Below are 23,097 nucleotides of genomic sequence, written 5' to 3' on the forward strand. Positions count from 1 at the left end.
ATGCTTCAGTGCCTCTCTGGGTGTGTCGCGTCCGACCGTCGGCGTACGAGTGGGCCCCACTGGTCCACCGCGGCCGAGGTCAGCAGATCGTCGTGCTCGTGGTCGACGACGAACTCGTCGACCACGCCGAGAACATGGGCCGTCCAGGCCTCCCGGCCGGTACGCGTGCGGTTCTCGCGCGCCGCGACGCACAACACGTCGCCGCGGAAGGGCGGGTAGGGGTCGGCGGGCACGAGGGGTTCGTAGGCGACCCGCGTCCGGAGCAGGGCCGCCACCACCTCCTCGCCCAGCGCGCCGGCCAAGTCCACCTCGGCCGGTGTCGCCCGCAGCAGATGCGCCCACGCGGCTTCCTCGTCGAACCCGCCGTCCGCGCCCGCCCCGTCGGCATGCGCGCGCGGCACCGGCGGCTCGGCGTCGACGAGCACCAGCAGATCCACCGGCTCACCCGCGCGCTGCAGTTCGGCGGCCAGCGCGAAGGCGAGCTCGCCGCCGAAGGACCAGCCCAGCAGGTGGTACGGGCCCCGCGGCTGGAGCGTGCGCACGGCGCGCAGGTGCTCCGCGACCACGTCCTCGAACCGGCTCGGCGCGGCGGCGCCCGACAACATGGGGGCCTGGAGTCCGTACACCGGACGGTCGTTCGCCACGTGCGCGAGCAACGTCGTGTACGGCCAGGCGAATCCGAATCCGGCGTGTACGCAGAACAAGGGCGCGAGATCACCATCGGGACGCAACGCCAGCAGGGGCGCGGTCAACTCGTCCGTGCCGGTGCGCCCGCGCAGCCGCTCCGCCAGGTCGGCGACCGTCGGCGCGGTCAACACCAGCGCCACGGTGACCGTGTCCGGGTCGGCCACGATGCCGGCGGCACGGATCGCGCCGACCAGGCGGACCGCGAGCAGCGAATGCCCGCCCAGGGTGGAGAAGTTGTCGTCGATGCCCACCCGGGGCAGTTCCAGGGTGTCCGCGAAAACCCGGCACAGCACGGCCTCGACCGTGTCCCGCGGCCCTCGCGCGGTGACCGCCGCCGCGAAGTCCGGTTCGGGCAACGCGGCCCGGTCGAGCTTCCCGTTGACGGTCAACGGCAACACGTCCAGCGGTACGAACGCGCCGGGGACCATGTAGTCGGGCAGCCGCGCCGCCGTCCAGGCGCGCAGCGTGTGCGGATCGGCCACGCCGACCACGTAGGCGGTCAGCCGGGTCCCGTCCGCGCTCGGCACCACCGCGGAACGCAGCACGTCGGGATGGGTGTCCAACACGCTCTGGATCTCCGCGGGTTCGATGCGGTGGCCGCGGATCTTGATCTGGTCGTCGGTGCGGCCGAGATAGTCGATGATGCCGTCCGGCCGGCGCCGCGCGAGGTCGCCGGTGCGGTAGAGGCGGCTGCCGGGCGGCCCGTACGGATTCGCCACGAACCGCGCGGCCGTTTGTCCGGCGGCTTTGAGATAGCCGCGCGCCAAACCGATGCCGGTGACGTACAACTCGCCGGGCACGCCCACCGGGACCGGCTGGAGGTTGGCGTCGAGGATGTGGGTGGCGGTGTTGAGGATCGGTCGCCCGATCGCGGGCGTGGCGCTGTCCTCGGTGCCGGCGCCGAGGGTGTTGATCGTGTACTCGGTCGGCCCGTACAGGTTGTAGCCCAGCACACCCTCGGTGTCGCGCAGCCGATTCCACACCGCATCCGAAACAGCCTCGCCGCCCAACAACACCAGACACGGCCGATGGCTGCCCCGCGCCGGGTCGTCGTCGAGTAGGCCGAGATCCAGGAGGTGTTGGGCGTAGGTGGGGGTGACGTTGACCACGTCGATCCGGTGCCGGTCCACATAGCGGGTCAGCGCGTGCGCGTCACGCCGCAACTCCTCGTCGCACACGTGCACTTCGTGACCCTCGACCAGCCACAGAAGTTCCTCCCACGACATGTCGAACGCGAACGACACCGTATGCGCCACCCGCAACCGCCGACCCGCCGCGGCCACCACCGGATCGAAGATCTCCCGACGATGATTGACCTGCATGTTCGTCAAACCCCGATACGGCGTCACCACACCCTTGGGACGACCCGTCGAACCCGACGTGTAGATCACATACGCCGGATGCTCCAACCGCGCCCCATCCGAACGCACGAAGTCCGAACGCTCCACATCCGACAGATCCGCCCCCGACAACCCCGCCAACTCCGCCCGCACCGAAGGATCGTCGAGATCGACGGTGTGCTCGCCCACGATCTCGCCGGCGGTGAGCACGCACACCGGTCGGGACTCGTCGACCATCCAGGCGATGCGTTCGCGCGGCAGGTCACGCTCCAACGGGAGGTAGGCGGCACCGGTCTTGAGCACCGCGAACAACGCCGCCACCATGTCGGCGGTCCGCGGCAACGCCAGACCCACCACCCGCTCCGGACCCGCACCCCGCACCCGCAACAACCGCGCGATCCGATTCGACCGCTCGTTCAACTCCCGATACGACCACACCAACGGCGCCGCACCATCCGGATCCTGCACCACCGCGACCGCATCCGGAACCAACCCCGCACGCTCCTCCAACAAATCCGCCACCGTCACCTCCGGCACCGGATGCGAAGTCGCGTTCCACTCGGCCACGATCCGCGTGCGCTCTGCGGGCGACAGCAGTTCGTACGCGCCCACGCGGCGGTTCGGGTCGTCGGTGATCCCGGCGAGCAGCCTCAGCAGCCGCTCGGCGAAGTCCTCGACGGTGGTGTGGTCGAAGAGGTCCGCCGCGTATTCGATGCCCAGCTCGACCGCGCCCTCCGGCACCGCGGCCAGATCGGTCTCGCGGAAGACGAAGTCGAGGTCGAACTTGGCGGTGGGTGGGGTGAATCGTTCGCCGACCGGTGCGATGTCGCCGAAGCGGACCTCGCCCACGCCCTGGTTCTGATAGCCGACCATCACCTGGAACAGCGGGTTGCGGCCGAGCGAACGCGCCGGGTTGAGTTCCTCCACGAGGCGCTCGAACGGCAGGTCCTGGTGCGCGAACGCGTCCAGGTCGGTGTCTCGCACCCGGGCCAGCAGGTCGGCGAAGGTCGGGTTGCCGGTCACGTCCGCACGGATGACCACGGTGTTGACGAAGAAGCCGATCAGGTCGCCGAGTGCCTCGTCGTCGCGCCCGGCCACCGGACTACCCAGTGGGATGTCGGTGCCGGCGCCGAGGCGGTGCAGCAGCGCCGCCACCGCCGCCTGGTAGAACATGAACGCGCTGGCGCCGGCGGCCGAGGCCACGGCACGTACGCGCTGGGCGAGTTCGGCGGGGATCAGGCGTTCGATGGTGCCGCCCCGGTAGCCGGCCACCGTGGGGCGCGGCCGGTCGGCGGGGATCTCCAGTTCCTGGGGCAGTGCGGCCAGAGCGTTGCGCCAGTAAGCGAGTTGGTGAGCGTAGCGGCTGGTGGGATCGGCCGGATCGCCGAGCAGGTCGCGCTGCCACAACGTGTAGTCGGCATATTGCAGCGGTAGCGGCTCCCACGCGGGTGCGTGCCCCGCCGAGCGCGCGGTGTAGGCCGCGGCGAGGTCCTGTGCGAACGGCCGGATGGACCACTCGTCGATCGCGATGTGGTGGAACACCGCGAGGAGCACGTGCTCGTTAGGGCCGACCCGGAAGACCGTGGTCCGCAGCGGCAGTTCGGTGGCCAGGTCGAAGGGGCAGCGGGTGGCCTCGGCGACCAGCGCGGCCAGCGCGGATTCGGTGTCGATGGCGCCCAGGGTGTCGGTGTCGGCGAACTCGACGACGGCGTGCGCGTCCTCCGGGGCCAGGATGTGTTGGAACACCTCGGCGGCGTCGCTTCCCGCGGGCTCCTGCGCCGCGACGCACAACGTGCGCAACGTTTCGTGACGGTTCGTCACGTCCTGTACGGCGGCGCGGAGCGCCGCTCGGTCCAGCATCCCGCGCAATCGGACCGCGATCGGTTCGTGGTAGGCCGCGCTCGCCGTCTCGAATTGGCCGAGCAGCCACAGCCGCCGCTGGGCGAACGACAGCGGCACCCGGTCGGGGCGCTCCTGCCGCGTGACGGCGGGCCGCAACGACCGGGCGCCCGCCTCGTCCGTCCCGGCGCGTTCCGCGAGCAGCGCGGCCAGTGCGGCGGTGGTCGGGGCGGTGAACACGTCCCGGATGGCGATCTCGACGCCGAGCGCGCCGCGGGCCTTGGCGGCCAATCGGGCGGCGAGCAGGGAGTGGCCACCGAGGTCGAAGAAGTTGTCCTCGGCGCCGATGTCGGCGACGCCGAGCACCTCGGCGAACAGCGCGCACAAGGCGAGTTCGGCTGCGCCGGCCGGTGCCCGCGTGGGCGCGCGACCGACGCCGGCGTCGGGGGCGGGCAGCGCGCGACGGTCGAGTTTGCCGTTGACGGTGAGCGGGAGTCGATCGAGCGGGACGAATCCGGCGGGCACCATGTACTCGGGCAGCCGCTCGCGCAGGAACGCGCGCAGCCGGGGTACCAGCGTGCCCGCCTCACGGGCGGCGGCGGGGTGGTTGGCGTAGCCGGACAGGTCGGCACGGCCCGAACCCGTGGCCACGTAAGTGCCCGATACGGCATTCGCGGCTCGCTCTCCGGCCACGAACACCGCGTCGAAGGACCCGGATCCGGCGCTCGACCAGGTCGCGGCCACGGTGTAGCCCTGGGCCGCGCCCAGCGCGTACAGCGTCTCGGGCTCGATCGCCGCGTCGTCGGCCTGCCCGGCCGCGGTGCGCGCGTCGCGTGCCTCGGTGCTCGTGCCGCCGTTGGCCAGCACGCGCTCCGCGGCGATTTCGCCCGCGAGTCGGGCATTGGGTACGGCTCGCACGCGCAGCGCGTCGGGCCGATCATCGGTCAGCCGGCGGGCGACCGCGTCGGTTCCCTCGGCGGCGTTCCACGGCAGGCTCGGTATGTCGGCGAGGGTCGTGGCCGGGTCGCCGCCGACTCGGCGCAGTACCGCGTCGTAGCGGTGCCGGGACAGCTCGTTGTGCAGGTGTCCGCGTTTGATCCGCAGGTCGACGCCCGCGAGGTCGGGCAGCAGATCGGTCAGGGCGTCGAAGTAGTCCGGGTCGACCAGGAGTTCCTTCTCCAGCAGCACGGCGCGCTCGATCGCGGCGCGCACACTCGCGTCGTCGGTGTCCGGTGTCGCCTGGCCGAGTCGAATCGCGGTGTGGAAGGTACGGGCGAGCCGCAGGTTGCGCACGTCGCCGACGAAGACCGCTCCGCCGGGCCGGACCAGGTCGAGCGCGCGGCGCAGCACGTCGGTGAGGTAGTCCAGGCTCGGGAAGTACTGGGCGACCGAGTTGATCACCACCGTGTCGAAGAACGCCTGCGGCAAGTCGCCGAGTTCGTGCGCCGGGGCGGTGCGCAGCTCGACCTTCGCGGCGAGTTCGGGGTCCCGGGCCAGGTCCGCGCGCAGCTTCTCGATGACCGGGGCGGCGAAGTCGGTGGCCCAGTAGCTCTGGCTCGCGGGCGCCAGTTCGCCCAGGAGCAGGCCGGTGCCGACGCCGATCTCCAGGATTCGTGACGGGCGCAGTTCGGCGATGCGTCGGATGGTCTCGGCGCGCCATTCGCGCATGTGCGCGAGCGGGATCGGCGCGCCGTCGTAGCTGCTGTCCCAGCCGGCGAAGTCCTCGGTGAACACCGCCGTGTCGATGGCGGTGTACTCGTCGGCGTAGATCTGCCGCCATTCCGCGATGTGTTCGTCGTTGGCGTGCGCGTCGACGGGTCCGGCCGTCTCGGGCACGACGTAGGCGGTGAGCTGTACCGCGCCGTCCGGGCCGGTAGTGGGCACGATCGCGCTGCGGGCCACCTGCGGATGGGTGTCCAACACGCTTTGGATCTCGGCGGGTTCGATGCGGTGGCCGCGGATCTTGATCTGGTCGTCGGTGCGGCCGAGGTAGTCGATGATGCCGTCCGGGCGACGCCGCGCGAGGTCGCCGGTGCGGTAGAGGCGGCTGCCGGGCGGCCCGTACGGATTCGCCACGAACCGCGCGGCCGTTTGTCCGGCGGCGTTGAGATAGCCGCGCGCCAAACCGATGCCGGTGACGTACAACTCGCCGGGCACGCCCACCGGGACCGGCTGGAGGTTGGCGTCGAGGATGTGGGTGGCGGTGTTGAGGATCGGTCGCCCGATCGCGGGCGTGCTGCTGTCCTCGGTGCCGGCGCCGAGCGTGTTGATCGTGTACTCGGTCGGCCCGTACAGGTTGTAGCCCAGCACACCCTCGGTGTCGCGCAGTGCTGCCCAGACTCCGTCGGACACGGCTTCGCCACCGAGCAGGACGAGCGCGGGCCGGTGCCGGCCGGCGGTGGCGTCCGACTCCAGGAGCCCTTCCTCCAGGAGGTGTTGGGCGTAGGTGGGGGTGACGTTGACCACGTCGATCCGGTGCCGGTCCACATAGCGGGTCAGCGCGTGCGCGTCACGCCGCAACTCCTCGTCGCACACGTGCACTTCGTGACCCTCGACCAGCCACAGAAGTTCCTCCCACGACATGTCGAACGCGAACGACACCGTATGCGCCACCCGCAACCGCCGACCCACTGCGGCCACCACCGGATCGAAGATCTCCCGACGGTGATTGACCTGCATGTTCGTCAAACCCCGATACGGCGTCACCACACCCTTGGGACGACCCGTCGAACCCGACGTGTAGATCACATACGCCGGATGCTCCAACCGCGCCCCATCCGAACGCACGAAGTCCGAACGCTCCACATCCGACAGATCCGCCCCCGACAACCCCGCCAACTCCGCCCGCACCGAAGGATCGTCGAGATCCACGGCGTCGGGGGTATCCGGGCCGGGGCCGCTGGTGAGGACACAGACGGGCGCGGTGTCGGCGAGCATCCACGCGGTGCGTTCGGCGGGCACGTCGCGTTCGATGGGCAGGTAGGCGGCACCGGTCTTGAGCACCGCGAACAACGCCGCCACCATGTCGGCGGTCCGCGGCAACGCCAGACCCACCACCCGCTCCGGACCCGCACCCCGCACCCGCAACAACCGCGCGATCCGATTCGACCGCTCGTTCAACTCCCGATACGACCACACCAACGGCGCCGCACCATCCGGATCCTGCACCACCGCGACCGCATCCGGAACCAACCCCGCACGCTCCTCCAACAAATCCGCCACCGTCACCTCCGGCACCGGATGCGAAGTCGCGTTCCACTCGGCCACGACGCGTCGGCGTTCGGCCGCTTCCAGGATGTCGACGCGGGCACACGCGCGGGTGGGGTCACTCGCGAAGGCTTCGAGGATGCGCAGGTAGCGCTCGGTCAGAAGCTCCACGTCGGCGCGATCGAAGGCGTCGTCGTGGTACATCGCGCGCAGGCGGGTAACCTCGCCGGGGGTGATCACCACGGACACCGGGTAGTGGGTGGCGTCGCGCACCGCGTGGCCGAGGACGCGCAGTCCTCCCTCGGGGCCGAACCCGCGGTTCCTGTCCGGCAACGGGAGGTTCTGGAAGACGAAGAAGGTATCGAACAGCGGGCCGGCGCCCACCATCGCCTGGAGTTCGCTCAAGCCCAGGTAGGGGTGGTCGTGCAGGTCGGCCTTGTCGTCCTGGGTGCGCCGCCACAGCTGTGCGATCGGCTCGTGCGGCGCGACGCGGACCCGTACCGGGACGGTGTTGAACAACACGCCGACGGTGGTGTCGATGCCGTCGACGTCGGGGTGGCGTCCCGACACCAACGCGCCGAACACCGTGTCGTCGCGTCCGGTGAGTCGGCCCAGCAGCAGCCCCCAGGCGCTTTCGTACAGCGTGCCCACGGTGACGCCCGCCTCGCGGGCGCGGGCCGCCAGGCGGGCGGCGAGCGCGGCGGGCACCTCGCGGTGGATCTCGCCGGCCGAGGCCGGCGTGGCGTCGTCGCCGGGCGCGCGCGGGCCGGCCAGGAGCGTGGGTTCGGCGACGTCGCCCAGGTAGGCGTACCACGCGTCGCGGGCCGCGTCCCGATCGCGGGTGCCCAGCCAACGCAGGAAGACCCGGAAGGGCGTGGTGGCCCGCGCGCTCTCGGCCTCGGCGTCGGTGTAGAACTCCAGGAGCGAGGTCAGCGCGAGGCCGCCGGACCAACCGTCGAGCAGCGCGACCTGGGACGTGAGCAGGAGTCGGTGGCCGGTGTCGGAGGTACGGGCCAGGGCGAAGCGGATCAGCGGGGGCCGGGCCGCGTCGAACGGGATCTCCCGTTGGCGGTCGGCGAACGCCTCGAAGGCGGCGTCGACATCGGCCCCGCGGTCGGTCAGGTCGGCGTAGGCGAACGGCACGGTGAACCGCTCGGGGATCACCTGGACGGGGCCGTCCTCGGTGCTCACGAAGCCCGCGCGCAGATTCGGGTACTTCTCCAGGACCCGCCGCGCCGCGCCCGCGAGGCGATCGGCGTCCACGGGGCCGTCGAGGAACAGGACGGCCTGCTGTACGTAGATGTCGCGGGCCGCGCCGTCGAGCATCAGGTGGAAGAGCAGACCCTCCTGCAGCGGCGACAGCGGCAGCACCTCGGCCACGCCCAGGCCGCCGATCGCAGAGTCGAGGGCGGCGTCACGGGCGGCGAGGGCACCGGCCTGCGCGTCGTCCTCGCGTCCGGCCCGGGCCGCGTCGAGCAGGGCGGGTTCCAGTGCCGCCCGCCAAGTCCGGAGCAGTGCCGCGACGTCGAGTTCGGGCAGCGCCTTCGGATCGGCGACAACCCGCAGCGCGACCCGTCGCCCGGCCCCGGCGGGCGAGTGGTCCACCCACAGGTCCAGGCGCAGCGGATAGCGCGAGACGGCGTACCCGTCGCTCTCGCGATCGTAGGCGAGCAGTTCCTCGTCGCCGAGGTCGGTATGGCCGTAGGCCACCAGCACGCCTGCCTCGGGCGCGTCCGCGAGGGCACCCGCGGTCTGCTCGCCGAGGTAGAGCGCCAGGCCGAAGTCGGCGGCGGCGCGCGGGTTCGCGGGCAGCGCGTCGGTGTCGGGCGAGCCGGGTTCCAGCAGGGCGGGGAAGACGCGTCGCAGGTCGCCTACGGTGCGGGCGAAGCGTCCGTCGTGGCGGTCCCGGTCGTCCTCCACGACGTCCACGAACAGCGGCCCGGGGGCGAAGCGGGCCAGGATCCGCGCCGCGGTCGAGGCGACGATCGTGCGCAGCGGCGTCCGCGTACTCAAGGGGTCGGTGTCGAAGGGGAGTTCGAGCATGGTCGCGGCGCCGGTGGGCGGCGTGTCCCAGGCCCCGGGCTCGCTCCCGGGCCACGGCGCGGGCGCGTCCAGGTCGTCCACCCGGTCGATCAGGGTGAACCAGTCGGTGGCCCGGTCGACCAGCTCCGGGTCGTCGGCCTCGCGGGCGACGGCGGCGGCGTAGTCGGCGGTCGGCGCGGGCTCGGGTCCGATCGGTTCGCCGCGCAGTCCCGAGCGCAGTTCGCCGGCGAGGATGCGCCACGAGGTCCCGTCGACGACGGCTCCGGGCAGGGCGAGGACCAGCAGCCCGGGCAGTTCGGGGCCACGATCCACCCACGCGGTAGCGGGCGTACCGTCCACCCGTGCCACCCGGGCGGTCGAGCGCCGGGCGTCCGTGTCGACCGTGAAGGTGCCGCACCACGCCGTCGGGCCGCCGGTACTCAGGTCCCGGTGTCGGGCCAGGACCGCCACCGCGCGGATGTGCGCGGCGTCGGGCGCGAGTTCGCGCGGGGCGACCATCGCGCGCACCGTCGGCGGCGCGTTCTCGAACGCCTCGCGGCTCCACAGTGCCGCCGGGGTGTGGGCCGGGTGGTCGTTCGAAGGGTTGAGGTCGCTCACGTCGTCCGCCCGGTGTCCGTGTTCGGTGTGGTCGTCTCGTGGTCGGTGGTCGTGCCGGCTCCCGGGATGCGCGCGGTCGTCCGCTCGACCCACGTCGCCAGCAGGCGGCGTGCGTCCTCGGCGTCGACGGTGGGCCCGGCATGCAGGGTGAGCCGGCACCGCGTGCCGTCCTCGCCCGTCGAGACGGCGATCGCCGCGTCCAGGGGCCAGCGCGTACTGACCGCCGAGGGCAGGTCGTCGGCCCAGCCGTGGGCCGGCGCGTCGCGCAGGACGATCTGCGCGCGGGCAACCCGGCCCAGGACCCGGGCCCCGGATCGGCTCGCATAGCGCACTCGGGTGTATCCGGCGCCGCGCAGGTCGGCGGCGTGCACGTCCGGCAACGCCCCTTCCCGGTCGAAGGCGAGCGGGTAGGCGTAGGCGAACGACCCGACCGGCGCCACCGTTTCGCCGGATCGGTGCGGGTCCACCACCCGGTCGATCAGCAATCTCTCCGGTTCGGGGCTACGCGTGCGCAGCGCGCTCAGGAACGCCTCGCCGGCGGCGGCCCGAACGGCCTCGATGGAACCGGCGTCGGGGGTGGTGACCACGATGGTGCTCAGGAACAGGGAGCGGCCGTAACCCGTGCCTCGTACGGCGGGCGCGGGCGTCACGTCACGCAACTCCTCTGCCCAGGCGACCGGATCCGCGTCGATGCGATCGGCGTCCGCCGGCGAAGCGTCCGCCGGCGTCGCGTGCGCACGCGCGGCGACCAGGGGGAGGGCATCCGCCGCCGCACTGTCGGCTCGCGCGGCGACCTCCGGCCCCGCGTCGGGCTCGGCAGCCGATGTCGACGGCGGATCCGCCCGTACGTCGGCGGCCAGTTCGTCCGCGATCCGTTCGACCGCCGCCGCGTCCAGCACCAGGGCGTGCGCGGCCACGAACAGGCGCCCCGGCGTCCGCGTCACCGCCAGCGTCGGCCCTTCGACCACGTCCAACGCGGCCACCGCCCGCGCGAGCTGCTCGGCCACGTCTTCCCGCGTACCGGCGACGACAGCCACTCTCGGGTTCGCCTCGGCCGTCGACGTGGTGCGCCACAACCGCTTGCCGACCGTCTCGATCCGCAGCCGCAACACCGGGTATCGACGAGCGAGTCCGGCAACGGCCTTCTCCAGTAGCCCCGTTCGCCCGGAAGCGACGGCCCGCACCGCGCACACATGGTGGCCGTTCGGCCCGGTCCCGCCGTCCCGGAAAACGTGGGCCAGCGGCGGGTCGGCGAGCACGAGCGGTGCGGGGGGCGCCGTCGGGACCTCGTCGCGGCGGGCGACCCGGGCGAGCGCGCGTACGCTCTGGTGCCGGAAGACGTCCCGAACGGTGAACCGCAGTCCGACGGCACGGGCCTTGGTCGCCACCAGCGTGGCCCCGATGCTGTCCCCGCCCAGTGCGAAGAACCCGTCCCGCACGCCGACGCGGTCCACCCGTAGCACCTCGGCGAAGATTCGGGCCAGTTCGGCCTGCGCGGGATCGCTCGGCGTGCCGTCCGCGGTCGGCGCGGCGACGGCCGGATCCGGCAGCGCGGCCCGGTCGAGTTTGCCGTTGGCCAGCAGCGGCAGCACGGGCAGGACCACGATCGCGGCCGGGACCAGGTGTTCGGGCAGGTGATCGGCCAACTCGCCGCGCAGCGCCTCGGGGTCCACGGACGCGGAGGCGCTCGCGACCACGTACGCCACCAGCAGCGGCGCACCGGTCGGCCCGGGCCGGGCGGTGACCACGGCGGCCGTCAGCTCCGCCCGCCCGGTCAGCAGCGCCTCGATCTCGCCCAGTTCCACCCGCACGCCGCGCAGTTTGACCTGATGGTCGGTCCGGCCGAGATACACCAGGGCGCCGTCGGCGCGCCGGCGCACCAGGTCCCCGGTGCGATACATCCGGGTGCCGGGCGGGCCGTAGGGGTCGGCCACGAAGCGTTCGGCGGTCGGACCGGGACGGTGCAGGTATCCGTCGGCGAGTTGGGCCCCGGTCAGGTACAGCTCGCCCGGCAGCCCGATCGGGGTGGGTCGCAATCGGGCGTCCAACACCAGGGCGCCGGTGTTCCACACCGGTCGTCCGATCGGCACGACGTCCTCGACGACGGTGCCGGCGGGATTCCACGCTGTCGCGGTGATCGTGGCCTCGGTGGGCCCGTACGTGTTGTGCGGCATCAGCCCGAGCACTCGGGCGCTGCGGCGGACGGCGGCCGGTGGCAGCGCCTCGCCGCCACACAGGAGCAAACGCAACGCCCGTTCGGCCGGTGGCGTCGGGCTCGGTCCGGTCGCGGCTTCGACGACGTCGAGAAGGGCGTCCAGCACGGGCGGCACGAAGTGCGCGACGGTGACCGCACGGGTGTCGATCAGTGCGGCCAGGTGGGCGGGATCACGGTGGCCGTCGGGATCGGCCAGGACGACGGCCGCGCCCTGGCACAGCGGCCAGAACAGCTCCCACAACGACACGTCGAACCCGACGGGCGCCTTGTGCAGGACGCGGTCGGCGGGGGTGAGCGCGTACTCGCCCTGCACCCAGGCCAGTTGGTGGGCGAGGGCGCCGTGTGAGACCAGCACGCCTTTGGGGCGGCCGGTGGATCCGGAGGTGTACAGCACGTACGCGGGGTGCGCGGCCCGCGGCGGTGCCGGCAGTTCAGCCGAGGCCGCGGCCTCGGTCGGGTCGTCGGTGGTCACGATGACCGGCGCGCCCCAGGGCCGCCGCGCGTGCGCGGCGTCGGTGAACACGAACGCCGGCCGGGCGTCGGCGATCGTCTGCGCCAGGCGTGCGGGCGGCTCCCCGGGATCCAGCGGCACATACGCCGCACCGCTCGCGAGCACCGCCAGGAGCGCGACCACCAGGTCGGCCGAGCGGGGCAGTGCAATCGCGACCAGGGTGCCGGGCCCGGCCCCCCGGTCGATCAGCCGTCGCGCGTTCGCCCGCACACGATCCGCCAGTTCGGCGTACCCGGTGGCCGTGCCGGCCGCGTCGATCAGGGCGAGGGCGTCCGGGGTGCGGCGGGCCTGGGCGGTGAAGCGCTCCACCACGGTCGTCGTGGGCACCTCGTGCGCGGTGGCGTTGACCTCGTGCACGAGCAGCCGGCGTTCGGCGTCGGTGAGCAGGTCCAGGCCGCTCAGGCGCGCGTGCGGGTCGGCGAGCACGCGGGAGAGCAGCCGGTGCAGCCGGTCCAGCAGCGTGACGACGCCGCTGTGCTCGAACAGGTCGCACGCGTAGCCGGCTTGCACCCGGATGCCGTCGGTGGCGGTCTCCACGAAGCGCAGGTCCAGGTCGAACATCGCCGCGCCCGTATTCGGCGCGAAGGGCTCGGCGTGCGTGCCGGGCAGCGCCAGTTCGATCTCCTCGGCGCGGTGGTGGGTGACGGTGGCCTGGATCAGCGGGTGCCGGGAGAGCGTACGGGTGGGCCGCAGCCGCTCCACCACCCAGTCGAAGGGCACGTCGGCGTGCGCGAAGGCGGCCAGGTCGGCGGTCCTGGTGCGTTCGAGGAGCTCGGCGAAGGTCGGGTCGCCGTCGACTCGGGTGCGCAGCACGACGGTGTTGACGAAATAGCCCACCACACGGTCGAGATCCTCGTCGGTGCGGCCCGCGACGGGGGCGCCCAGGAGGATGTCCTCGCCTGCGCCGAGGTGGTGCAGTACGGCCACCACGGCCGCGTGCAGGGTGGTGAACACGCTGGTGCCGGCGTCCTGTGCGACGTCGCGCAGGGTGTCGACGAGGTCGGCGGGCAGGGTGTGTTCGACGCTCGCACCACGATGGTTCCGCTCCGCGGGCCGGGAGCGTTCGGCGGGTAGCGCCAGTTCCTCCGGAGCGTCGCGCAAGGTCTGCGTCCAGTAGTCGAGTTGGCGCCTGGTCAGATCGGTGGGCGTGTCCCGCGCGCCCAGGATCGCGCGTTGCCACGCCGCGTACGAGCCGTGCCCGACGGCCGGTTCGGGACGCGCCTGCGGCTTGGATCCGGTGGTGTGCGCGGTGTAGGCGGTGGTCAGGTCGGCCAGCAGCGGCCCGAACGACCAGCGGTCGGCCGCGCTGTGGTGCAGCACCAGGACCAGGACGCACTCCCCGTCGGCGGGTCCGACGAACACCGCGGCCCGCACCGGCAGGTCGGCGCCGATGTCGAAGGGGCGGGCGACCAGGGCCGCCACCTCGGCGGCGAGCCGCTCCGCCGGCCACGTGTGGGCCGCCACGACGGCGCAGTGCAACCGCGAGTGCGCGGCGGCGGGGGCGAGTACCTCGCGTACGGGTGTGCCGTCGGTACCGGGCACCAGGAGCGTGCGCAGGCTCTCGTGACGCCGGACCACGTCGCGCAGCGCCGCACGGATCGCCTCCGGGTCGACCCGCCCGCGCAGGCGCACCCCCAGCGGCAGGTTGTAGGCCGCGGACGGTCCGCGCACCTGTTCCTCGAACCACAGACCGACCTGCGCGAACGACGCGGGTGCCGGGTCGGGTACGGCGATCTCGCGGACGCGCGGGCGCACCGGCTCGGCGGTGTCCAGCAGTCGGGCGAGCGCGGCGGGTGTGGGCGCGTGGAAGACGTCGGGCACGGCGAGTTCGACCGCGAAGGCGCCGCGCAGCCGGTTCGCCAGCCGTGCCGCGAGCAACGAGTGCCCGCCCTGCGCGAAGAAGTCGTCGTCCGGCCCGACCTGGTCCGGTGCCAGGTCGAGGAACTCGGCGAAGATCGCGCACAGGGCGCGCTCGCGGTCGTCGGCCGGTGCCCGCGTCGGCGCGGTGCTCGCCCGCGGGGCGGGCAGCGCGGCCCGGTCGAGCTTGCCGTTGGGGTTGAGCGGGAACGCGTCCAGGACGACGTACGCGTCGGGCAGCAACGGCGCGGGCAGGGTGTGGGCGAGCCCGGCCCGTACCGCGTCGACGTCGATCGAGGTGCCCCGGGTGGGCACGAGATAGGCGCACAGCGCGCTCCCGGACCGGATCGGCACCACCACCGCGCGGGCGATGCCCCGGTGTCCCAGGAGTCGGGCCTCGATCTCGCCGGGTTCGATCCGCACACCGCGGATCTTGATCTGGTGGTCCGCCCGGCCCAGGAATTCCAGTTCGCCGTTCGATCGCCGCCGGACCAGGTCGCCGGTGCGGTACAGCCGGCTCCCCGGCGGCCCGTACGGGTCCGCGACGAATCGCTCCGCCGTCGCGGCGGGGCGGCCGAGATAGCCGCGGGCGAGGCCGTCGCCGGCGAGGTGGAGCTCGCCGGGTACGCCGATGGGCACCGGGCGCAGCGCCTCGTCCAGCACGTGGGCGCGGGTGCGCGAGATCGGCCGCCCGATCGGCACGGTCGCGGACGCGGCGGCGGGCGGGCGGTGGACGTGCGCGAGGCTGTCGCCGGCGGCCTCGGAGCAGCCGTACAGGTTGACCACGCGGGCGTCGGGCCAACGTGCGGTAACGGCGTCGGCCAGGGCGGCGGGCAGGGCCTCGCCGGAGCAGATCCACGTGTGCACGCCGGCCAGGGACCCCGGCGGCGCGGTGTCGAGGAGCGTCTCCAACAGGCTGGGCACGACGGTGAGTACGCCGGCGCCGTGGCCGTCGGCGAGTTCGGTCAGGCGCAGCGGGTCCCGGGCGGTGGCGTCGTCGGCCAGGACCAGGGTGTCGCCGGCGACGAGGGCGCCCAGGATTTCGGTGCTGCCGTCGATGAAGGCGAGGGCGCTCTTGGCCACGCGAACGCTCGTGCCGGGCGCGGCGGTGAGGGCGGAGCGGCCCCAGCGCAGCCGGTTGCCCAGGGCGCGTTGGGTGCCGACGACGGCCTTGGGGCGGCCGGTGGAGCCGGAGGTGAAGACGACGTAGGCGGGCGCCTGCGGGTGGATCCGCGGGCGGTCCGCACCGGGTGCCGCGGCGCCGGTGGGTGCGGCGGGGAGGTCGTCGACGAGCAGCACGGGCGCCGCGTCGGCGGGCGGGGTGTAGCCGGCGTCGCACACCAGCAGGTCGGGTGCGGCGTCGGCGAGCATCGCGGCGACGCGCGCGGGCGGGTGGGTGCGGTCGAGCGGCAGGTAGGCGGCGCCGATCCGCAGGGTGGCGAGCAGGGTCGCGATCAGGTCGGCGGTGCGTGACAGGGCCAGGGCGACGACGGGTTCGCCGCCGGCGCCGTTCGCGCGCAGGGCCTCGGTGAGGGCGGCGGCGATCCGGTCGGCGCGCGCGTCCAGGTCGGCGTAGGTCCAGGTGGTGTCGCCGGCGCGGACGGCGACGGCCCGCGGTCGTTCCCGGATGCATGCGTCCACGAGCGCGGCGACGCCGCCGGCGGGGAAGTCCTCGGCGGCGACGCCGCCGGCGGGGAAGTCCTCGTCTTCGTCGAGGGGTTGCTCGACGATCTCGTCCGCGGGGATCGCCTCGAGCAGCGCGAGCGGCGCGTCGGGCTCGGCCAGCGCGGCCGTCAGCAGGGTCTCGAGGTGGGCGAGCAGGCGTTCGATGGTGTCGGGTTCGAACAGCGGCGTGCGGTAGGTGGCCTCCACCAGCAGGTCCTCGTCCCGGAGGAAGCCCTCCAGGGCGAGGTCGAACTGGGTGGTGCCGTTGTGCACGTGCCGCCAGGAGGTCTCCAGGCCGGGCAGGTCGAGTTCGCCCAACTCCTGGGTGAGCAGCCCGAACATCACGTCGAACAGCGGCGGCCGACCCGGACGGCGCGGCGGGCGGACCTCGTCCAGGACTCGGTCGAAGGGGATGTCCTGGTGCTCGAATGCGTCGGCGCACACCGCGCCCAGCCGTACGGCGGCCCGGCGGAACGTCGATTCGCGCGTGTCGTCGGCGAGATCGGCGCGCACCACGACGGTGTTGCCGAAGTTGCCGATCAGCTCGGCGGCGTGCGCGTTCGCCCGGTCCATCACCAACGTGCCGATCGGCAGGTCGTCGGCGCCGGTGTAGCGCCGGAGCACCGCCGCGAACGCGGTGAGCACGACGGTGAACGGGGTGACGCCCGCCTGTGCGGCGAACGCGCGGATGCGGGCCGGCAGTTGCGGGTCCAGGCGACGCACGATCCGGCCGCCGCGCTCGTCCGGTGGGGGCCTTCTGGGGCCGTCGGCCGGCAGCTCGGGCGGGTTCGGCGGCGGGGTCAGCCGTTCGCGCCAGAACTTCGTGCCCGCGTCGTCGAGCGGCCGGGCGTGCGCCCATGCGGCGATGTCGGCGTACTGTACGCGCGGCACGTCGGCGGTGAACGCCGACTCCGTTTCGTGGGCGCGCCGGTAGAACGCCGCTAGGTCGCGCGCGAGCACGCCCCACGTGCCGCCGTCCCAGGCGATGTGGTGCACGACCTGGACCAGTGTGTGGTCCTCGGGCCCGAAGGCGAGGAGTTCGTGGCGCACGGAGCGCTCACGCGCGAGGTCGAAGGGGCGAGAGGCCAGACGGAGCGCGACCCGATCGGCCTCGGCCTCCCTCGACTCGGCCGGGATGTGGGCGAAGTCACGTATAGGCAAGGCGATTTCGGGTGTCGCGGTGACCACCTGGTGCGGCAGGCCGGTGGGGTCCGCGTGGTAGGTGGTGCGCAGGACCTCATGCGCGCGCAGGAGTTCGCGCGTGGCCACGCGCAGCGCGGCCACGTCGAGCGGGCCGCGGATCCGAATCAGCAGGCAACCGTTGTACGACGTGCTTTCGGGGTAGGCCTGCTGGTGCAGCCACAGGCTGTGCTGTACCGCGGACAGCGGCGTGGGCGCACTCCGGTCGCGCGGTTCGATGGCGTCGGCGGGGGTGTCCGGTTGCATACCCGCTTCGGCCAGCAGCCGCCGGATCAGCTCGCGGCGACGGTCGGCGGCCTGGTTCGCACTCGTCAAGGCGTGGCCCCTTCGGCGCCGGTCCGAGGAGCGGCGAACTGTCTTGATCGATCGAAAAGCCTTGCCCGACTTAGGTTTGCCTAGCCTATATTTGTGACGCTCGGGGTGGGTGTCAAGGACGTCTCGGATGGACACCGTCGCACTCGCGTCCCGCGGACACATTCGTGATCGAAGGAGAACAGCGTGCGGCTGACCGTCGAGGACGTACGGCGCGACGTGGCGGAAATGCTGGGCGTGGCACCGGAATCCCTGAGCGACGGGGACGACCTGATCGCGCACGGACTCGACTCGCTGCGCCTGATGCGCCTGGCCGGCGGATGGCGCCGGGCCGGCGCCCGGGTCACCTTCGCGGACCTGGCCACCGCACCCACCGTCGGGGCGTGGGTCGCGCTGCTGGCGGGCGGCGAGCCGGCGGCGGCCGAGCCGGATCCGCTACCGACGGTCGAGCCGGCGGCGGAACCCGGCACCGGGCCCGGGTCGTTCCCGCTCGCACTCATGCAACACGCCTATTGGATCGGTCGTTCCGAGGGACAGACCCTGGGCGGTGTCGCGGCGCACCTGTACACCGAGTTCGACACCGAACCCGGCGCCGCCGTGGACCCGGCCCGGCTGGAGGCCGCCGCGCGCGCCCTGGTCGCCCGACACCCCATGCTGCGCGTGCGGATCACCGACGACGGTCGTCAGGAGATCCGCCCCACCGTGCCCGGCGACGTGCTGCGGGTGCTGGACCTGCGCGACGCGGACGCCGCGACCGCCGCCGAGCACCTGGACCGCGTCCGCGACGAATGTTCGCACCAGATGCTCGACATCGAAGCCGGACGGGTCTTCGACCTGCGGGTGAGCCTGCTGCCCGACGGCCGCAGCCGATTGCACCTGGACGTGGACATGGTGGCCGCGGACGCGCTCAGCTACCGGGTGTTGCTGGCCGATCTGGCCCACCTGTACGCGCACTCCGAGCGGGTGCCCGCCGAACTCGGCTACGACTACCGCGATTACCTCGCCGCCCGTCCCCCGCTGCGGCGCGCCGCGGCCGAACGCGCCGCCGCCTACTGGCACGAGCGCATCCCCGACCTGCCCGGCGCGCCCGATCTCCCGCTGCGCGCCCCGCTTCCGGCCGACCTGACCCGAGTGACCCGGCGTCACCTGTGGCTGACCACCGAGGAGCACGGGCACTGGTCCGCCCGCGCGCACGCGCACGGGGTCACCCCCGCGATGGCCTTCGCGACCGCGTTCGCCGCCGTCCTGGCCGGTTGGAGCGCCGGCCCCAGGTTCCTGCTGAACGTGCCGCTGTTCGACCGCGAGGACCTGCACCCGGACGTACCGCGCCTGGTCGGCGACTTCACCGGATCGGTGCTCCTGGACGTCGACATGTCCGAGCCGCGCTCGTTCCTGGACCACGCCCGCGCGCTCCAGTCCCGCATGCACCGCGATGCGGCGCACGCCGACCACTCGGGCCTGCACGTACTGCGCGACCTGGCCCGCGCTCGGGGCGAACAGGTGCTCGCCCCGATCGTGTACACCAGCGCACTGGGCCTGGGCGAACTCTTCGACGCCGACGTTCGCCGCCTGTTCGGCGAACCGTCGTGGATCGTCTCGCAGGGGCCGCAGGTGCTGCTCGACGCCCAGATCACCGAGGTGCGCGGTGGACTGCTGGTCAACTGGGACGTGCGCGAGGACGCCTTCCCGGACGGTGTCGTGGACGCGATGTTCGCCGCCTATCGGGAGTTGGTCACCCGCCTGGGCACGGCCGAGGCCGACTGGCGGGAGCCGATGCCGGACCTGCTGCCCGCCGCGCAGCGGGCCGTCCTCGATCGGGTGAACACCACCGACGCCCCCCGGTCGCGGCACAGCCTGCACGAGGGATTCTTCGCGCACGCCGCGGCACGACCGCACGCGCCGGCCCTGCTGTGGGGCCCCTCGGACGCCGACGGCGGCACCTTGTCGTACGGCGAACTCGCCGAGCGCGCACTGCGCGTGGCCGCCGCCCTGCGCACGCGGGGCGTCGCGCCCGGCGAGAGCGTGGCGGTCACCCTGCCCAAGGGGCCGGAGCAGATCGTGGCGGCGCTGGGCATCCTCGCCGCCGGCGCGGCCTACGTTCCGATCGGCGTCGAGCAGCCGGCCGCGCGCCGCGAACGCATCCACCGCACCGCGGGCATCCGGCTGGTCCTGGACACCGACGGCGCCGGCGGTGCCTCGCCCCTCGCGCCCGCGCTCGCCCTCGCCGAGGCCGCCGCACTCCCCGCGCCCACCGCCGAGCCGCCGGTTCCCGTCGACGAGGAGAGCATCGCCTACGTGCTCTTCACCTCCGGCTCCACCGGTGAGCCCAAGGGTGTCGAAGTCCCGCACCGCGCCGCGATGAACACGATCGACGACCTCGTCGAGCGCTTCGCGCTCGGACCCGACGATCGCGCCTTGGGCCTGTCCGCTCTCGACTTCGACCTGTCGGTGTTCGACGTGTTCGGCCTGCTGTCGGCCGGCGGCGCGGTGGTCCTGCCCGCCGACGAGGACCGACGCGAGGCCGGCCGCTGGGTGGACCTGGTCCGCGAACGGCAGGTCACCGTGGTCAACTGCGTACCGGCACTGCTCGACATGCTGCTCACCGCGGGCGCGGGACCGACGTCGGCGGGCCTGGGCGACACACTTCGGGTGGTGCTGCTCGGCGGCGACTGGGTCACCGTCGATCTTCCCGGGCGGCTGCACGCGCAGGTGCCGCAATGCCGTTTCGTCGCGCTCGGCGGCACGACCGAGACGGCCATCCACTCCACCGTCCACGAGGTGCCGGCCGGCAGCGAACTACCGGCCCAGTGGCGGGCGATCCCGTACGGCACGCCGCTGCGCAACGTGCGCTGCCGGGTCGTGGACGCGGTGGGCCGGGATTGCCCGGACTGGGTACCGGGCGAACTGTGGATCGGCGGCGACGGTGTCGCGGCCGGATATCGCGGCGATCCCGAGCGCACCGCGGAACGCTTCGTCGAGGTGGCCGGGCTGCGCTGGTACCGAACCGGCGACCTGGCCAGGCGATTGCCCGACGGCGCTTTGGAGTTCCTGGGCCGCGCCGATCACCAGGTCAAACTGCGCGGGTTCCGGATCGAGCCGGGCGAGATCGAGGCCGCGTTGGCCGGCGTTCCCGGGGTGCGCCGCGCGGTGGCGGGCGTGCACGAGGGTGCCCTGGTCGCGGCGGTCGCCGCCGGGTCCGACGTAGGTGTGGAGCAACTCCGGGACGCGGCGGCGAAGTCGCTGCCGGCGCACATGATCCCCGAGCACATCGTGCGGGTCGACGAACTGCCGTTGACCGCCAACGGAAAGATCGATCGCCGCGGGTTGGCCCCGCTGTGGGGACGCCGACCGGCGGGCCCACCGCCGGAGCCGCCGCGCACCGACCTCGAACGCCTGATCGCGTCGGTTTGGCAGGAGGCACTGCCCGCCGGCGAGCGCGAACTCGGGCGCGACGACGACTTCTTCGCGCTGGGTGGGGACTCGATCCTGGCCACGGCGATCGTGGGCCGACTGCGTGAGGTCCTCGGTGCCGGGGCGGTCACCGTCCGCCTGGTCTTCGCCGCCCGCACGGTCGCGTCCCTGGCCACGCGCCTGCGGGCGCAGGAGACGACGCCCGGTCGACTGGAGCGGATCGCCGGGATCCACGTACGGGTCGCGGCGCTGTCGGACGAGGCGGTCGACGCCGCGCTCGCGGCGCAGCCCCCCACGACGCCGTGACCGGTGCCCCGGGCGACCGCCCCGAGGCGGTCCCCCGCCCGCGCGACCACCACCCCTCGACCCCCTCGATTCCCTCGATCCCGGAGCCCTCGATGCATGCCGAGAACACCATGTCCCTGCCTGGTTGCGTGCCGTGGCCGGACGAGTTCGCACGGCGCTACCGCGCGGCCGGGTACTGGCGCGGCGACACGCTGGGCGCCCTCTCCCGCTCGTGGGCCAAGGCGTGGCCCGAACGCACCGCCCTCGTGGACGCCGCGGGCCGCGTCACCTACGCCGAGTTGCACCACCGGGCCGAACGCACGGCGGCCGGGTTCGCCGAACTGGGCGTGACCGCGGGCGACCGGGTGGTGGTGCACCTGCCCAACTCCGCCGACTTCGCCGTCGTCCTGCTGGCCCTGGCCCGGCTGGGGGCCGTACCCGCGCTGTGCCTGCCGGCGCATCGCGCGCACGAGATCGGCCACCTCGCCGCCCTGTCCGAGGCCGTCGCGTACGTCATACCCGATGTGTACGCGGGCTTCGACTACCGCACCCTGGCCCGGGAGATCCGCGACCGGGTCCCCTCCCTGCGGCACGTGATCGTCGCGGGCGAGCCGGACGGCCCCGATCAGACGAGGCTGGCCGACGTCGACGCCGAACCGGGCGAACTCCCCGGCCCGGCACCTGCCGACGTCGCCGTCCTGCTCGTCTCCGGCGGAACCACCGGTCTGCCCAAGCTCATTCCGCGCACCCACGACGACTACGCGTACAACGCCCGGGCGAGCGCCGAGGTGTGCGGCCTGACCGCCGACGACGTCTACCTGGTCGCGTTGCCGGCCGCGCACAACTTCCCGCTCGCGTGCCCGGGCATCCTCGGCGTTCTTGGCGTCGGCGGCACCGTCGTGTTCGCCGCGGACCCCAGCCCCGACACGGTCTTCCCGCTGATCGAACGCGAACGCGTCACCGTCACCGCCGTCGTGCCGCCGTTGGCCGACCTCTGGTCGCAGATGTGGGAGTGGGAGCCGGGCGACCGCTCGTCGCTGCGGCTGATCCAGGTCGGCGGCGCGCGGCTGAACGCGGACCTGGCCCGCACCCTGGGCCGGAGCCTGGACTGCACGGTGCAACAGGTCTTCGGGATGGCCGAGGGCCTGCTCAACTACACCCGCCTCGACGACGGTCCGGACCTGGTCGCCGAGACCCAGGGCCGGCCGCTGAGCCCGGACGACGAGGTGCTGGTCGTCGACGACGAGGGACGACCGGTCGCCGAGGGCGAGATCGGCGAGTTGCTCGTGCGCGGCCCGTACACGATTCGCGGCTACTACCGGGCCGAGGACCACAACGCCGGCGCGTTCACCCCACAGGGCCACTACCGCAGCGGCGACCTGGTCCGCCGCCTCGCCGGGGGATACCTCGTGGTCGAGGGCCGCGTCAAGGAAGTGGTCAATCGCGGCGGCGAGGGCGTTCCGGCCGGCGAGTTGGAAGAGCACCTGGCCACCCACCCCGGCGTGCGGCACGCGGCGGTGATCCCGCTCCCCGACCCGGTCCTGGGCGAACGCGTGTGTGCGGTGATCGTCCCCGCCGACCCCGCCGCTCCCCCGACCCTGCCCGACCTCAAATCCTTCCTCACCGCCCGCGGTCTCGCCGCCTACAAGTCCCCCGACGTCCTGCACTTCGTGCCCGCGCTCCCGCGCACGGCCATCGGCAAGACCGACAAACGAGCACTGGCTCACGACGTGACCCCCACCCCCGACGCCCCGGAGAAGCCCCACCCCCACCCGCACTGACCTCCCCACCCGGACCCGCCCCGGGCCGGCCCGACGCGCGATCGGGCCGGGCCGGGGCGATCCGGGTGTCCGAATTCCGCACACCAACTGCCGATTGGCGCGGATCGTTCGCTCAGTCGCCGGGTGGCCGAGATCATGAGCCTGGGC

4 protein-coding genes are annotated in these 23,097 nt (G+C 73.2%); 2 read left to right on the forward strand and 2 right to left on the reverse strand.

Going from position 1 to position 23,097, the window contains the following annotated elements; translation table 11 throughout:
* Window positions 1-5 precede the first annotated feature (5 nt).
* Window positions 6-9,713 (reverse strand): amino acid adenylation domain-containing protein, encoded by a 9,708-nt coding sequence (locus ACIBSV_RS20720; RefSeq protein ID WP_395864986.1) that lies wholly within the window; start codon window positions 9,711-9,713, stop codon window positions 6-8.
* Window positions 9,710-17,476 carry an amino acid adenylation domain-containing protein gene (locus ACIBSV_RS20725; RefSeq protein ID WP_395864988.1) on the reverse strand — a complete coding sequence of 2,589 codons (7,767 nt, stop codon included), beginning with the start codon at window positions 17,474-17,476 and terminating at the stop codon, window positions 9,710-9,712. The genes ACIBSV_RS20720 and ACIBSV_RS20725 overlap by 4 nt, the downstream gene beginning before the upstream one ends.
* A gap of 183 nt (window positions 17,477-17,659) precedes the next feature.
* Here ACIBSV_RS20725 and ACIBSV_RS20730 point away from each other — a divergent pair, with 183 nt between their 5' ends.
* Both ACIBSV_RS20730 and ACIBSV_RS20735 read left to right on the forward strand, forming a co-directional pair.
* On the forward strand, window positions 17,660-21,190 hold the full coding sequence (locus ACIBSV_RS20730) for an amino acid adenylation domain-containing protein (protein WP_395864990.1): 3,531 nt from the start codon (window positions 17,660-17,662) through the stop codon (window positions 21,188-21,190).
* Window positions 21,191-21,282: 92 nt separating this feature from the next.
* Window positions 21,283-22,950, forward strand: a complete 1,668-nt coding sequence (locus ACIBSV_RS20735) for a (2,3-dihydroxybenzoyl)adenylate synthase (RefSeq protein WP_395864992.1) — start codon at window positions 21,283-21,285, stop codon at window positions 22,948-22,950.
* Window positions 22,951-23,097 lie beyond the last annotated feature (147 nt).

This window comes from Embleya sp. NPDC050154 (assembly GCF_044460165.1).
In the GTDB taxonomy this organism is placed as follows: domain Bacteria; phylum Actinomycetota; class Actinomycetes; order Streptomycetales; family Streptomycetaceae; genus Embleya.

Coding starts and splice junctions, on each gene's coding strand:
- ACIBSV_RS20735 (WP_395864992.1), top strand. CDS start 21,283: ATGCATGCCGAGAACACCATGTCCCTGCCTGGTTGCGTGCCGTGGCCG.